This window comes from Halomonas kalidii, from assembly GCF_030010475.1.
GTDB lineage: Bacteria > Pseudomonadota > Gammaproteobacteria > Pseudomonadales > Halomonadaceae > Halomonas > Halomonas heilongjiangensis.
Genome location: NZ_JASCQN010000055.1, coordinates 1 through 14,784 on the forward strand (window position 1 = coordinate 1; position 14,784 = coordinate 14,784).

The window sequence follows — 14,784 nt, forward strand, 5'->3', positions numbered from 1 at the left end:
CCGCCATGGGCGTTCATGTGATCGCCCCGGGTCAGGATGACATGATCGCCGGGCTCGGCAATGCCTTTCTCCACCAGCAGCGCCAGCGCCCGCTCGTTGACCTCGGTGGCGCTCATCTCGCTGGTGTCGAAGGGCAGCGAGACCACGCCGCGATAGAGCGCCATGCGCCGCTGGGCGATGGGGCTGTGGCCGAGGCCGACGATCGGCAGCCCCGAGCGGATCCGCGAGGCGATCAGCGGCGTGTAGCCGGAGGCGGTCATGCAGGCGATGGCGGCCACCCCGGCGAGGTGGTTGGCGGCGTACATCGCCGACAGGGCGATGGTCTCGTCGATCTGGGTGAAGCCCTCGTGGATGCGGTGCCCCGACTCCTGGGCGATCCGCTCGCGCTCGGCGCCCAGGCACACCCGGTCCATGGCCTCGATGGTCTCCACCGGGAAGTCGCCGGCGGCGGTCTCGGCCGAGAGCATCACCGCGTCGGTGCCGTCGAGCACGGCGTTGGCCACGTCGAACACCTCGGCGCGGGTCGGCAGCGGCGACTCGATCATCGATTCCATCATCTGGGTGGCGGTGATCACCGCGCGGTTGAGCGCCCGGGCGCGCTTGATGATGCGCTTCTGGATGCCGATCAGCTGGGCGTCGCCGATCTCCACGCCGAGGTCGCCGCGGGCCACCATCACCGCCTCGCTGGCCTCGATGATGCCGTCGAGGGTCGCCTCGTCGGCGACGGCCTCGGCGCGCTCGAGCTTGGCGACCAGGCCGATCTCCTTGCCCGCCTCGCCCAGTAACGCCCGGGCCTCGCGCATGTCGGCGGCGCTGCGCGGGAAGGACACCGCCAGGTAGTCGACGCCGATGTCGATGGCGGTCTCCAGGTCGGCGCGGTCCTTGTCGGTGAGCGCCGGGGCCGAGAGCCCGCCGCCCTGCTTGTTGATGCCCTTGTTGTTGGAGAGCCGGCCGCCGACCACCACCGAGGTGTGGATCAGGTGGTCGGCGACGCGGTTGACGTCGAGCACCAGGCGGCCGTCGTCGAGCAGCAGGCGGTCGCCGGGGACCACGTCGTCGGCCAGGGTCTTGTAGTCGCAGCCGACCCGGGTGGCGTCGCCGGCGTTGGCGTCGAGGGCCATGTCGAGGACGAAGGGTTGGCCCTCCTCGAGGTCCACGGCGCCGTCGCGGAAGCGGGCGATGCGGATCTTGGGCCCCTGCAGGTCGCCGAGTGCGGCGACGCTGCGGCCCAGGCGCGCGGCGATCTCGCGCACCGCGGTGAGGCGGCGGCGGTGGTCGTCGGCACTGCCGTGGGAGAAGTTGAGGCGCACCACGTCGACGCCGGCGGCGATCATCGCCTCCAGCACGCCGTCGCGGTCGCTGGCCGGGCCCAGGGTGGCGACGATCTTGGTGCGGCGGATGGGGTCGTGGATCGGGGCGTGGGGGGGAAGCGTCATGGTGTCCTCGGCAAGACCAGAATGGCACGGAAATCGTTGACGTTGGTGCGGGTCGGCCCGGTGACGATCAGATCGTCGAGGGCCTCGAAGAAAGTATACGCGTCATTGCGTGACAGATAAGCAACCGGGTCAAGCCCCGCTGCCCTGGCACGGTGCCAGTCGCCAGGATCGAAGAGCGCCCCGGCGTTGTCCTCGGAGCCATCGATGCCGTCGGTGTCGATGGCCAGTGCGTGGATCCCCTCGGCGCCCTGCAGGGTCGCGAAGAGCCCCAGCAGATACTCGACGTTGCGCCCGCCGCGGCCGTCGCCCCGCACCGTGACGCTGGTCTCGCCGCCGGAGAGCAGCAGCAGCGGCCGGGCGATCTCGTCCCGGGCCGCCAGCGCCATCCGCCCCTGGGCGCGGCCGAGCTCGCGGGCCTCACCCTCCAGGTCGTCACCCAGCAGCCGCACCTCGATGCCGCAGCGCTCGGCGGCCACCCGGGCGGCCTGCAGGGCATCGCGGGCCCGGGCCAGCACCCGCGAGGCATCCCGGGCAAATCCCGGGGCATGCAGCGCCGCGGCACCGTCGTCGCCGAGCAGGTGACGGCGTATGGCGTCCGGCAGGGCGATGGCATGGCGCGCGAGAATCGCCAGGGCATCCGCCGCGGTCGAGGCGTCCGGCAGGGTCGGCCCGGAGGCCACCAGGGTCGGGTCGTCACCGGGGACATCCGAGATCAGCCAGGTCAGCACCCGCGCCGGATGGGCCGCCGCGGCCAGACGCCCCCCCTTGATCGCCGAGAGGTGGCGACGCACGGTGTTGATCTCGCGGATCGGCGCCCCGCAGCGCAGCAACTCGCGGTTGATCGCCTGCTTCTCGGCCAGGCTGATGCCCGGCGCCGGCAGGCTCATCAGCGCCGATCCTCCGCCGGAGATCAGCGCGATGACGAGGTCGTCCTCGCCGAGCCCGGACACGGCCTCGAGCATGCGCCTGGCGGCCTGGGTGCCGAGTTCGTCGGGCATGGGGTGCGCGGCTTCCAGCACCTCGATGTGCCGGCATGGGGCGCCGTGGCCGTATCGTGTGACCACCACCCCCTCCAGGGGGGCGTCGGGCTGCCGGGCCCGCCAGGCTCGCTCGAGGGCGGCGGCCATGGCCGCCGCGGCCTTGCCGGCCCCCACCACGACGGTGCGTCCCGGTGGCGGCTCGGGCAGGGCCTCGGGCGACAGGGCATCGGGGTGAACGGCGGCGATGGCCGTCTCGGCCAGTTGCCTGAGCCAGGCGCGCGGGGCCAGTGCGTCGCCGCGGGGCCCTGGCGTGAAGGCCCCGGGTTCGCCAGACGCTGGCGCCAGGGCCCGGTTGGGAGAGTTCGCGGACATCGGGTACTCCTCGCCGTCTCCGGCAGCAACAGGAAGGAAAGGGGTAGAAAGCAGAGGGAGACAAAAGGACCCGGCGGCGGGCGGGGTTCCAGAAGGAAAACCCGCCGCCGGGCAAGGCCACCTCGCGGTGGCCGGGGCAGACGACGACCCGACGCCTGCCCCCAGGGAGCAGTCACCTCCCCGTTTTTCGCCGACCAAGCACGAAGGCCGGCGAAAAACCTCTTCGGCCGTGAAACCACCCGCCGTGCCGCGGGGGTTCCACGCGCCCTCAAGGATGGCTCAGGGCGGCCCCCCGTTCAGGAGCCGACCTCGTGGTCGGCCAGCGCCTCCAGCGCCCGCAGGATGCCGGCGTGATCCCAGTCGGCGCCGCCGTGGGCCGCGCAGGCCTGGAACAGCTGCTGGGCGTTGGCGGTGCCGGGCAGCGCCAGGTTGAGGCTGCGCGCCCCTTCCAGCGCCAGGTTGAGATCCTTCTGGTGCAGGCGGATCTTGAAGCCCGGGTCGAAGGTACGCTGGATCATGCGCTCGCCGTGGACGTCGAGAATCTTCGACTGCGCCAGGCCACCGAGCAGCGACTCGCGCACCTTGGCCACGTCGGCGCCGGCCTTCGAGGCGAACAGCAGGCCCTCGGCCACCGCCTCGATGGTCAGGGCGACCACGATCTGGTTGGCGACCTTGCAGGTCTGGCCGGCGCCATGACCACCGATGTGGGTGATGGTCTTGCCCATGATCTCGAGCAGCGGCCTGGCGCGCTCGAAGCCCTCCTCGGTAGCGCCGACCATGATGGTCAGGGCGGCGTTGATCGCGCCGCCCTCGCCGCCGGAGACCGGGGCGTCGACGTATTCGCCGCCGGCATCGGTGATGCGCTCGGCGAACGCCTGGGTGGCAATCGGGGCGATGGAGCTCATGTCGATGACCAGGGTGCCGGGCTTGAGTCCCTCGACCACCCCGCCCTCGCCGAACAGCACCTGCTCGACGTCGGGGGTGTCCGGAACGATGGTGATGATCACGTCGGAGGCCTCGGCGACCGCCCGGGGATCGTCAAGCTCCTCGATGCCCTTTGACGCCAGGGTCTCGTCGAGCTTGCCACGCTTGACGGTGGTGAGCTGGTGGCCGGCGTCGAGCAGATGCCCCGCCATGGGGCGGCCCATGATGCCCAGGCCGATGAAACCGATCTTGCTCATGATCTCTCTCCTTCTCTGTCTTGTCGTCGTACCGTGGTATCAGCGAACGCTATCCAGCCAGCCCAGCCCCTCGCGGGTGGTGGTCTTCGGCTTGTATTCGCAACCGATCCATCCCTGATAGCCCAGCCGATCGAGATGGGCGAACAGGAAGGGGTAATTGATCTCGCCGGTGCCGGGTTCGTGGCGGCCGGGATTGTCGGCGAGTTGCACATGGGCGATGCGATCCAGGTGCTTCTCGATGGTCGGCGCCAGGTCGCCCTCCATGATCTGCATATGGTAGATGTCGTACTGCAGCTTGAGGTTCTGGCTGCCCACCTCATCGAAGATCGCCAGCGCCTGCTCGGTGCGATTCAGGAAGAACCCCGGGATATCGCGGGTATTGATCGGCTCGGCAAGCAGCAGGATACCGGCGGCCTCGAGCTTGTCGGCGGCGAAGCGCAGGTTCTCCACCAGGGTCTGGCGCGCCTGGTCGATGCCGACGCCCTGAGGCTGGATGCCGGCCAGGCAGTTGACCTGCTTGCAGCCCAGGGCGGTGGCGTACTCGATCGCCTTGTCGACGCCGGCGCGGAACTCCTCGACGCGGTCCGGGTGGCAGGCGATGCCGCGCTCGCCGGCGCCCCAGTCGCCGGCCGGCAGGTTGTGCAGCACCTGGGTCAGGCTGTGGGCGTCGAGCCGGGCCTTGAGCTCGGCCGGGGCATGGTCGTAGGGGAAGAGGTACTCCACGCCCTGGAAGCCGGCCTTGGCGGCGGCCTCGAAACGGTCGAGGAAGTCCACCTCGGTGAACAGCATGCTGAGGTTGGCGGCAAACTTGGGCATATCGTTCTCCTTTGGGTCGTACGTTATTACTCGGGGCCGATCCGGCGACAGGCCTTCGAGCGGGGCCGGCCTTCCGGAGGCGCTGTGAACCCGTCCCTGGGCGCTACCGACGCCATCCATGGCGTAGGACCTCCTCTTTGGCCTGTCCCCGGTGCCCCTCGTTGCGTCCTGCCGGCATATCAGGTCAGGGCGGCGATGGAGGTCGGCGCATCGGCGACGTTCTCGGCCAGGGCCTCGAACTCGTTGACGCCGCCCAGGTCGGTGCCCATGGAGATATTGGTCACCCGCTCGAGGATGACCTCGACCACCACCGGCACCCGGTGCTCGGCCATCAGCTTGTGGGCCTCCGCGAAGGCCGGGCCGATCTGGTCGGGCTCGGTGACGCGGATCGCCTTGCAGCCCAGGCCCTCGACCACGGAGACGTGGTCCACGCCATAGCCGTTGATTTCCGGGCAGTTGATGTTCTCGAACGACAGCTGCACCTGGTAGTCCATGTCGAAGCCGCGCTGGGCCTGGCGAATCAGCCCCAGGTAGGAGTTGTTCACCAGCACGTGGATGTAGGGCAGGTTGAACTGCGCCCCCACGGCCAGTTCCTCGACCATGAACTGGAAATCATAGTCGCCGGACAGCGCCACGATCTCGGCGTCCGGGTCGGCGCGGCGCACGCCGAGCGCCGCCGGAATGGTCCAGCCCAGCGGGCCCGCCTGGCCGCAGTTGATCCAGTGGCGCGGCTTGTAGACGTGCAGGAACTGGGCGCCGGCGATCTGCGACAGGCCGATGGTGCTGACGTAGCGGGTGTTCTTGCCGAACGCCTTGTTCATCTCCTCGTAGACGCGCTGCGGCTTGACCGGCACGTCGTCGAAGTGGGTCTTGCGCAGCAGGGTGCGCTTGCGCTCCTGGCACTCCTCGGCCCACTGGCTGCGATCCTTGAGCTTGCCCTCGGCCTTCCATTCCCTGGCGACCTCGACGAACAGCTCGAGGGCCGCCTTGGCGTCGGAAACGATGCCGTAGTCCGGGCCGAAGATGCGACCGATCTGGGTCGGCTCGATATCCACGTGGACGAACTTGCGGCCCTCGGTATAGGTCTCCAGCGTCCCGGTGTGACGGTTGGCCCAGCGGTTGCCGATGCCCATCACGAAGTCGGACTCGAGCATGGTCGCGTTGCCGTAGCGATGCGAGGTCTGCAGGCCCACCATGCCCGCCATCAGCGGATGGTCGTCGGGGATGGTGCCCCAGCCCATCAGGGTCGGGATGACCGGCACGCCGGTGAGCTCGGCGAACTCGGTGAGCAGGTCGCTGGCATCGGCGTTGATGATGCCGCCCCCGGCCACCAGCAGCGGCTTGTCGGCCTCGTTGAGCATGGCGATGGCCTTCTCGGCCTGGGCCCGGGTCGCGGCGGGCTTGTAGGCCGGCAGCGGTTCGTAGGTGTCGGGGTCGAACTCGATCTCGCTCATCTGCACGTCGATGGGCAGGTCGATCAGCACCGGGCCCGGGCGTGAGGAGCGCATGAGGTGGAAGGCCTGCTGGAAGGCGCGCGGCACCTGGGCCGCCTCCAGCACGGTGACGGCCCACTTGGTGACCGGGCCGGCGATGGCCTGGATGTCCACCGCCTGGAAGTCCTCCTTGTGCAGCTTGGCGCGGGGCGCCTGACCGGTGATGCAGAGGATGGGGATGGAGTCGGCACTGGCCGAGTAGAGGCCGGTGATCATGTCGGTGCCGGCGGGACCGGAGGTGCCGATGCACACCCCGATATTGCCGGCCTCGGTACGGGTATACCCCTCGGCCATGTGCGAGGCTCCCTCGACGTGGCGGGCCAGGACGTGGTCGATGCCACCGATCTTGCGCATGGCGGCATAGAAGGGGTTGATGGCGGCGCCGGGCACTCCGAAGGCGACATCGACGCCCTCCTTTCTGAGCACGTGAACGGCGGCCTCTGCGGCGGTCATGCGAGCCATGGGGATTCCTCCTGTAAGTGGCCTTGTTCTTGTGGAGAGTTGTTCTTGGAAAATATTTCTGTATACGAGACTAGGACCGCTCGGATGAGGCGTCAATGTTTACTGGAAAATATTTTCATAAAATTTCTTTGGCACAAAAAAACCCAAGCAATATCAATTGCCTGGGTTAGTTAGCCTGCGAAATTCTTGACCGATTGGTCAACTCGAGAGGCGTCAGCCATCCCTGTGTCCTGCGCGATGGGTCAGTTCAGGTCCAGCTCCACCTCCCCGATGCCGGTGAAGCCCTCATCACTGGCGCGGATCCGTACATTGATCATCTACACCAGCCGCTGTGCCGGCCGCAATGCGCTGTTCTCGGGTCACGGCTCAGAACCCCTTGGCCGCGCCACGGGGTCGGGCCGGCTGGGGCTTGTCGCACTTCAGGAAGCGCCCGTGCCCCGGCGCGGCGGTGGGCTCGCCGTCGCGGGACACCACCCGGCCGCGGCACAGGGCGAGCACCGGCCGGCCGGTAAGCTCGAGCCCTTCGTAGGGGGTGTAGTCCACGGCATGGTGCAGGGCCGCGTTGCGCACCGTCATGCGCGCCGCACTGTCCCAGAGCGTCAGGTCGGCATCGCTGCCGATGGCGATGGTGCCCTTGCGGGGATAGAGGCCATAGATCTTGGCCGGATTGGTGGCGGTCAGGGCCACGAAGCGAGTGGCATCGATGCGCTCCTTCACCACCCCCTCGGAGAACAGGATCGGCAGGCGCGTTTCCAGCCCCGGGATGCCGTTGGGGATATGGTGGAAGCCGGCCTCCTCGCCGTGCAGCTTCTTGCCCTGGGGATCGTCGTAGCGGAAGGGCGCATGGTCGGAGGAGAAGACCTGGAAGACGCCGCTCTCGAGCGCCTGCCACACCGCCGCCTGGGCACGCTCGTCCCGGGGCGGCGGGCTGCACACGCACTTGGCACCCGCGAAGCCCTCCTGATCGAGGTCGGCGGCGGTGAGCACCAGGTACTGGGGGCAGGTCTCGCCGTAGACGCGCAGGCCGCGGTTCTGGGCCCAGCGGATCTGTTCGATGGCCTCCGGGCCGGAGACGTGCACGATCAACAGCGGCACGTCGATCAGCTCGGCCAGTGAGATGGCGCGGTGGGTGGCCTCCCGCTCGGCGATCGCCGAATGCGCCTCGCCATGGTAGAAAGGCGCGGTCTTGCCCTGGGCCTCGAGCAGTTCGGTGAGATAGGCGATGCAGTCGGCGTTCTCGGCATGCACCATGACCATGCCCCCCTCGCGGCGGGCCATGGCCAGCACCTCGAGGACCTCCCGGTCATTGAGCTTGAGGTCGTCGTAGGTGAGGTAGATCTTGAAGGAGCTGTAGCCCTCCTCGATCAGCGCCGGCAACTCCTCCTTGAGCACCGTCTCGGTGGGGTCGGTGACGATCATGTGGAAGGCATAGTCGACGACGGCCTGTCCCTCGCTGCGCCGGTGGTAGTCCTCCACCGCCGCTCGCAGGCTCTGCCCCTTCTGCTGGGCGGCGAAGGGGATCACCGTGGTCGTCCCGCCGCAGGCCGCCGAGCGGGTGCCGGTGTGGAAGCCGTCGGCCATCACCGCGCCGTCGCCCAGCGGCTGGTCCAGGTGACAGTGGGCGTCGATGCCGCCGGGCATCACCCACAGGCCGTCGGCATCGATCACCTCATCGGCGCCCTCCAGGCCCTGGCCCAGGGCGACGATGCGCCCGTCCTTGATGCCGATGTCGGCGTGATAGCGGTCGACGGCGGTGATGATCAGGCCATTCTTGATCAGGGTATCGAAAGGGGTCATGGGAATGTCCTTGCAGTGGCGTGGGTGGTCAGCCCATGGCATTGGGCAGCCAGGCGGGGATCCTGGAACAGTTGCCCCCATCCCTCGACGAGAGCGGGATCGATGCCGGCCAGGGCGAGCGTCTTCCAGGCCGCCACGCTGACCGAGTCGTAGATGGGAATACCCAGCTCGCGCTCCAGCTCGGGCACGATGCCCGCGCCGCGCAGGTTGGTGCAGAGGATGGTGATCGCCTGGGGCTTCGCCCTGGCGACCTCGCGCACCATCCTGGCCAGGGTGACCTCGTCGTACTCGGAGAAGGAGAAGTTGCCGCGATCATTGAGGTGGCGCTCGGCGACCACCTCGATGCCCTCGGCCGCATAGTTGGCGACGATGGCCGCCTGGATATCGTCCAGGTAGGGCGTCACCAGGCCGAGCCGGGTGACGCCGGTACGCTCGAGTACCTCGTTGAGAGCCAGCACGCTGGTGGTGGCCGGCACCCCGGTCGCCACGGTGATGGCGTCACACAGTTGGCGGTCGACCTCGAAACCTAGCCAGCTCGCCGAGGTACCGTTCCAGGCGATCACGTCCATCCGCGCGTCGTTGAGCAGGGTGGCGGCCTCCAGCAGAGGAGTCGGATCGAACTGGGCCAGGGCATCGTCACTCAGCGAGATCTCCTTGACGGTGAAGCGCTGGAAATGGGCCGTGACCCGGGGGAAGAGTCCGTGCAGCAGGGCCGCGGTATAGGGCTCCAGCACGGTGTTGGAGGAGGGCGTCAGCATCCCGATCAGGGTACGTTCCATGGGCGTGATCCTTTGTTCTTATCGAATGAAATGTGTTGTGTTCAAAACACCTATCGCGAGATTGGCAGCACCGTTCGGGTATGAGGTCACAGCGGAAAGGTCACCCTGGCCTCGCCGAGACCGGGAAAGCGGGCGACGACCTCGCTCCCCGGTTCGACGAACGCCATGCCGGTCCAGGTACCGGTGGTGACGACATCCCCGCGGCGCACTCCCCTGCCCCGCGCCACCAGATGGTTGACCCACCAGGGCATCAGCTGGAAGGGGTCGCCCAGCGCATGACTGCCCACGCCTTCGGCCTGCAGCCCACCATTCACGAACAGCTGGCCGGCCAGCCGTGTCGGGGCCAGGTCCCGCCAGGCCCGGGTACCCGTACCCAGCACCAGACCCGCATTGATCTGGTTGTCGGCCAGTTTCCAGAGCTCGCCACAGGTCTCCCACTCCTGCAGGCGGGTATCCACCACCTCGATCGCCACGAGGACGTCGCCGATCGCCTCCGCCACCTCCTCGGCGGTGTAGGGAGACGCCCTGAGGGGCAGGTCGGCCTGAAAGCGATAGCACAGCTCGACTTCGACACCGCGCATATGCAGCCGATCGGCCGGCACGATCGCCGGCGAGGCCATCACGTCCTGGGCCAGGATCGGGGCCGCGATCGGCGTGGTATGCGCATCCGGGGCGCCGACTTTCCAGGCCGTAACTTCGCTTCGGGACAGTGCCGCGACGACCCGATCCTGAATCGCATAGGCGTCTTCCACGCAGCTGGGCGCCAGCTCGGCCGGCAAGCGCTCGACCCGTCGCCGGCTGCGATGGGCTTCGACCAGCAGGGCCGAAGCAGACGCGATATGGGACTCGATCAATGACATAGGTACCTACCATGTGAGAAAAGGGAATGGCCTCAGGCCGGTCAGCGTCCTGCCCAGGGGCGGTGCGCCTCGTACTGTGCCGCCAGCTCGAGCAACTGGGTGTCGGCCCCGAAGCGTCCCACCAGTTGGAAGCCGATCGGCAGGCCCTCCCGCGAGAGAGCCGAGGGGAGATTGATGGCCGGATGGCCACAGGCATTGACCCAGCCGGTATAGACCGCATGCCCGCGAGGCCCGACCTCCCGCCCGTCGATCCGTGTGGGATAGGGTATCGCGGCCGGCCAGGGCAGCGCCGCCGCCGAGGGCGTCATGATGATGTCAATATCGCCGTAGGCCTCGGTGACCTCGCGCCGGAAGGCGGCAATGTCTTCCAGCGCGCGCAGATAAGCCGGGGCGCCTACGGCCGCCCCGGCCTCGGCCATGGCGACGAAGCGCTTGGAGACCAGCTCCCTGGCCTCGGGGTAGCGCTCGAACAACGACGCCATCGCCACCTGCCCGAGCACCGGCCAGAACGCATTCACGAAATCCAGTCCGAACGGCAAGGCCCCTTCACTGACGTGGTGGCCCAGCTCGCTCAGCGCCCGGGCCGCTTCGGCGACGCTCTCGGCGATCTCGGGGTCGAGGGCATTGCCACCGACATCCGACACATACAGAATGCGCAGCCCCTCGGCGCTCTTCTCGGCCTGCCGCATCGCCGCCGCCGCACTCAGCGAGCGACGGTCCCGTGGGTCTTCCCCCGCCATCAGGTCGAACAGCAGGCGGGCATCCGCCACGCTGCGTGTAATCGGCCCGACCACCTCGAAATCGAGCAGCACCTGCGGCAGGCCATCGAGACGCGCCACCGCCCCTATCGAGGGCTTCAGCCCCACCAGCCCGGTATGCGATGCCGGTCGCCGGATCGACCCCCCGCCATCGGTGCCGATGGCCAGCGGCCCGAACCCCGCCGCCACCGCCGCCACGGCGCCACCGCTGGAACCACCGGGGGTGAGCTCCCGATTCCAGGGATTGCGGGTCACGCCGAACAGCGGATTATCGGTATAGCCCTCGAGGGTGAACTCCGGCACATTGGTCTTGCCGAGGATCACCAGCCCCGCCGCCCGCAGGCGCGCGACCGGCAGCTCGTCGTGGGCCGGCACGAAGTCCCGGAACAGCCGGGATCCCCAACTGGCCGGCAGCTCCCGCACCAGGAGGTTGTCCTTGACCGTCAGCGGCACCCCATCCAGCGGACTCAGCGGCGCCCCTGCCGCCCAGCGCCGGGCACTGGCCGCAGCATCCTCGTCGGCCTGTGGATTGGGCGTCACGATGGCGTTGAGGTCCGGGTTGAGCGCCTCGATGCGACGCTTCACCGCCCGCAGCACCGCCACCGGGTCGGTGTCGCCTCGGGCGAAGGCGGCACTCAATTGCGTTGCCGTCAGCGCACAGAGCGCATCGGGTTGAGCCAGAGGCTCGGCTTCATACGCCATGGGGCGCTCCATACCAGGGGTTGTCTTGGTGGCATGCGATTCGCCGGGAGTCATGACATCATCCCCGGCAGCCACAGGGCGATGGCCGGGAACGCCATCAGCAGCATCGTGAAGGCCAGCATCATCAGCATGTAAGGCAGTACGCCCCACATCACATCCTGGATCGAGCCCTTGTCCTTTCTCACGCTCTGCACCACGAAGAGGTTCATGCCCACCGGCGGCGTGATCATGCCCAACTCGCACATCAGCACGATGAACACCCCGAACCAGATCGGGTCGACGCCCAGGGCGGTGACGATCGGGTAGGTGATGGGAATGGTGACGACCTGCATCGACAGGACATCCATGAACATGCCGAGACAGAGATAGAACAGCACCAACACCAGCAGCAAGACAGTGGTGGAGAAGCCGAAGGAAGCGACCCAGGCCGTCAGCTCGTCGACCACCCCGGTCAGGCTGATGGTCAGGTTGAGCACGAAGGCCGCCGTGATGATCAGCAGAATCATCCCGGTGATCCTGGCGGTATGGACGAAGGTGTTCTTCATGAACTCCAGGCTCATCCGGCCGGAGCGCCAGGCGAAGTACAGCGCCGCCATCACGCCCAGGGCCGCCGACTCCGTCGCCGTCGCCAGACCGAGATAGATGCTGCCCATGACGATGCCGAAGATCACCAGCGGCGGCACCAGGTACACCGAGAGGCGGATCTTCTCCCCCAGGGAGACGACCTCCTCGCGCTTGCCCGACGGCCCCAGGTTGGTCACGGCGATATAGCCCATGAAGATCAGACTGAGCAGGATGCCCGGCAGCAGGCCGGCGATGAACAGCTTGCCGATGGAGTTGTTGGTCAGGGACCCATAGATCAGCATGTTGACGCTGGGCGGAATCAGGATCCCCAGGGTCCCGCCGGCGGCCAGGCTCCCCAGTGCCTGCTTCATGGAATAGTTGCGCTCGCTCAGCGACGGCAGGGCCACGGTACCGATGGTCGCTGCGGTGGCGACCGAGGAGCCCGAGGTGGCCGCGAACAGCGCCGAACAGCCGATGTTGGTATGCACCAGCCCGCCGGGCAGCCGCCCGAGCCAGGCCGCCATGGCCACGTACATGCGATCGGCGATGCCGCTGCGCAGCATCAGCTCGCCGAGCATGATGAACAACGGGATGGCAGTCAGGATGTTCTCGTTTTGCACGCTCCAGATGACGGCCCCCGTGGACTCCATGAAGGGCCAGCCGAAGACCGCCAGGCCGCCGATGACGCCCATGATGGCCATGGTCACGGCAATCGGCAGCCCCAGCAGCAGCAGCCCCAGCATGGCAATGAACGCCAGGAATACGACCGATATGCTCATGTCTCGCTCCTCTTCCTGGTCATGCCGGGTGCCGATTCGACGGACGGGTCGACCTCCGAGCCACTGTCATCGGCATGGGAGCGATGCTCGAAGTCTTCGACTTCCTCCTTCACTTCCTCGGTGATGCCGCGGGGATGGAACTCGTCGTTCAGGACAGCGTGACGTCGCGTCACCAGCAGGTAGGTGGCCCGCAGCGCGAAGCCGGTGGCGACCAGGGCGAAGATACAGAGGCTGGCGAACCAGACCCCCTGTGGATAGATCAGCGGCGTCGCCCAGGGGGTGGCCGCCGTACTGCCATAATCCAGCGTCTCGCCGATTACCTTGTAGGTCGTCCAGCAGAGTCCGACCGCGAAGATCGCCATCAGCACCGACGACAGCCAGTTCAACAGTGTCTGCATCTGCTGGGGAAACATTTCATGGAAGAGGTCGATGCGAATGTGGGTGCGGCCGAACAATGCCAGCGAGAAGGCCAGGGTGCCGCCCACGGCCAGGGCATAACCGCCCAGTTCGTCCGCCCCCTGCAGGGACATGTTGAAGAACTTGCGCAGCAGCGTCTCGAGGGAGACCAACGCGGAGAGCAGCAGGAAAACGCCCCCGAACAGCATGCTCGCAAGTGTCTCGACTCGTTTCATGGAGACACCTCATCAAGGTTGGGAAGTCGGTGCGGCCGCCGGAGGCCGGCAGCCGCCGGAGGGGCTTATTCCATGCCGACCGCTTCACCGAGCGCGTTCAACCAGTCCTCGGAACACTGCGGATTGGTCTTGTTGCAGACTTCGGCCCAGGTGGGATAGGAGATGTCTCGCATGCCGTTGTGCAGCAGCGCCAGATCCTTGTCGCTGACCGGCACCTCGACCAGGTCGAATTGGGTCCCGGTCTCGCAGGCCTCGCCGACATTGCAGCGCAGCGCATCCTCGTAGAGTTCTTCCGAATAGGCCCAGATCTCATCGACCAGCTCGTCGAAGGCCGCCTGCAGCGTGGCCTGCTGCTCGGACGTGAACTCGTTCCAGGTATCGAGATTGATGCCATAACCGTTGAGCGCCATCTGGAAGCCCAGCGGCAGGACATGGGTGGTGACTTCCGGCCAACCGGCGGAGTTCGCGGAGCTGGGGCCGGTGATCGCACAGTCCACCGTGCCCAATGCCAAGCTCTGGTGCACATCGCCGAAGCCCAGGGGCACCGGCGTCCCGCCGACCGACTCGACGAACTGGGCCAGGTTCTGGTCATAGACCCGCACCTTCAGGCCCTGCACGTCTTCCAGGCTGCCGATCGGGTGGTCGCAGAACAGCACCTGCGGACCGAAGGGCCAGACCCCCAGCAGCTTGGTGTTGAAGCGCTCCTGGAGACGCACATCCACCACCCCACTGAAGCGCTCGGCCACCTCACGCCCGGCATCATAGTCGGGATTCAGCCCCACCAGATCGAGCCCCAGGATCGTCGGCTCATCGCGCGAGACCTGGGACATGCGCAGCGACACCAGGTCGAACATCCCGGACTTCAGTACCCGCAGCTCCTCCACGTCCTTGATGCCGGTGGTATCCAACGGCTTGTAGTTGACCTCGATGGGAAGGCCGGTGGTCTCCTGCAGGGTCTCGAAGAACGGCTGCTCGATATTCTTCTGGATCAAGCCGGTGGCCAGGGGCTGGCCAATGACCCGGAGTGATACGATCTCCTCTGCCATCACCGAGGTAGTAGCGACACAGGTACCCAGCAACGCTGTCATTAGCGTCTTTTTCATGACATTGACTCCTTGTTTTTATACTCAAGCCATCGGGCCAATTGCCTTCAAGCCTTGCCACTCTGCGCAG

The 14,784-nt window shown here is 67.3% G+C and carries 12 protein-coding genes; all 12 read right to left on the reverse strand.

Going from position 1 to position 14,784, the window contains the following annotated elements; all coding sequences use genetic code 11:
• The coding region (gene pyk, locus QLQ85_RS22405) for a pyruvate kinase (protein WP_282741022.1) at window positions 1-1,436 on the reverse strand (1,436 nt) is incomplete at its 3' end.
• Window positions 1,433-2,788 (reverse strand): glycerate kinase type-2 family protein, encoded by a 1,356-nt coding sequence (locus QLQ85_RS22410; protein ID WP_282741023.1) that lies wholly within the window; start codon window positions 2,786-2,788, stop codon window positions 1,433-1,435. The genes pyk and QLQ85_RS22410, both read right to left, overlap by 4 nt.
• A 296-nt stretch (window positions 2,789-3,084) precedes the next feature.
• Window positions 3,085-3,969, reverse strand: a complete 885-nt coding sequence (locus tag QLQ85_RS22415) for a 2-hydroxy-3-oxopropionate reductase (protein ID WP_282741024.1) — start codon at window positions 3,967-3,969, stop codon at window positions 3,085-3,087.
• A 39-nt stretch (window positions 3,970-4,008) separates the two neighbouring features.
• Window positions 4,009-4,785 carry a hydroxypyruvate isomerase gene (gene hyi, locus QLQ85_RS22420; protein ID WP_282741025.1) on the reverse strand — a complete coding sequence of 259 codons (777 nt, stop codon included), beginning with the start codon at window positions 4,783-4,785 and terminating at the stop codon, window positions 4,009-4,011.
• 179 nt (window positions 4,786-4,964) lie between these two features.
• Complete coding sequence (gcl, locus tag QLQ85_RS22425) at window positions 4,965-6,740, reverse strand: glyoxylate carboligase (RefSeq protein ID WP_282741026.1); 1,776 nt, start codon at window positions 6,738-6,740, stop codon at window positions 4,965-4,967.
• A gap of 366 nt (window positions 6,741-7,106) precedes the next feature.
• Window positions 7,107-8,537 carry a dihydropyrimidinase gene (hydA, locus tag QLQ85_RS22430; protein WP_282741027.1) on the reverse strand — a complete coding sequence of 477 codons (1,431 nt, stop codon included), beginning with the start codon at window positions 8,535-8,537 and terminating at the stop codon, window positions 7,107-7,109.
• Window positions 8,534-9,316, reverse strand: a complete 783-nt coding sequence (locus QLQ85_RS22435; RefSeq protein WP_282741028.1) for a maleate cis-trans isomerase family protein — start codon at window positions 9,314-9,316, stop codon at window positions 8,534-8,536. The genes hydA and QLQ85_RS22435 overlap by 4 nt, the downstream gene beginning before the upstream one ends.
• A gap of 86 nt (window positions 9,317-9,402) precedes the next feature.
• Window positions 9,403-10,176 carry a 2-keto-4-pentenoate hydratase gene (locus QLQ85_RS22440; RefSeq protein WP_282741029.1) on the reverse strand — a complete coding sequence of 258 codons (774 nt, stop codon included), beginning with the start codon at window positions 10,174-10,176 and terminating at the stop codon, window positions 9,403-9,405.
• Between the two features lie 41 nt (window positions 10,177-10,217).
• Complete coding sequence (locus QLQ85_RS22445) at window positions 10,218-11,636, reverse strand: amidase (protein ID WP_282741030.1); 1,419 nt, start codon at window positions 11,634-11,636, stop codon at window positions 10,218-10,220.
• Between the two features lie 50 nt (window positions 11,637-11,686).
• On the reverse strand, window positions 11,687-12,979 hold the full coding sequence (locus QLQ85_RS22450; RefSeq protein ID WP_282741031.1) for a TRAP transporter large permease: 1,293 nt from the start codon (window positions 12,977-12,979) through the stop codon (window positions 11,687-11,689).
• Window positions 12,976-13,611, reverse strand: a complete 636-nt coding sequence (locus QLQ85_RS22455; RefSeq protein WP_282741032.1) for a TRAP transporter small permease subunit — start codon at window positions 13,609-13,611, stop codon at window positions 12,976-12,978. The genes QLQ85_RS22450 and QLQ85_RS22455 overlap by 4 nt, the downstream gene beginning before the upstream one ends.
• Window positions 13,612-13,676: 65 nt before the next feature.
• Window positions 13,677-14,714, reverse strand: a complete 1,038-nt coding sequence (locus QLQ85_RS22460) for a TRAP transporter substrate-binding protein (protein ID WP_282741033.1) — start codon at window positions 14,712-14,714, stop codon at window positions 13,677-13,679.
• Between the last annotated feature and the right edge of the window lie 70 nt (window positions 14,715-14,784).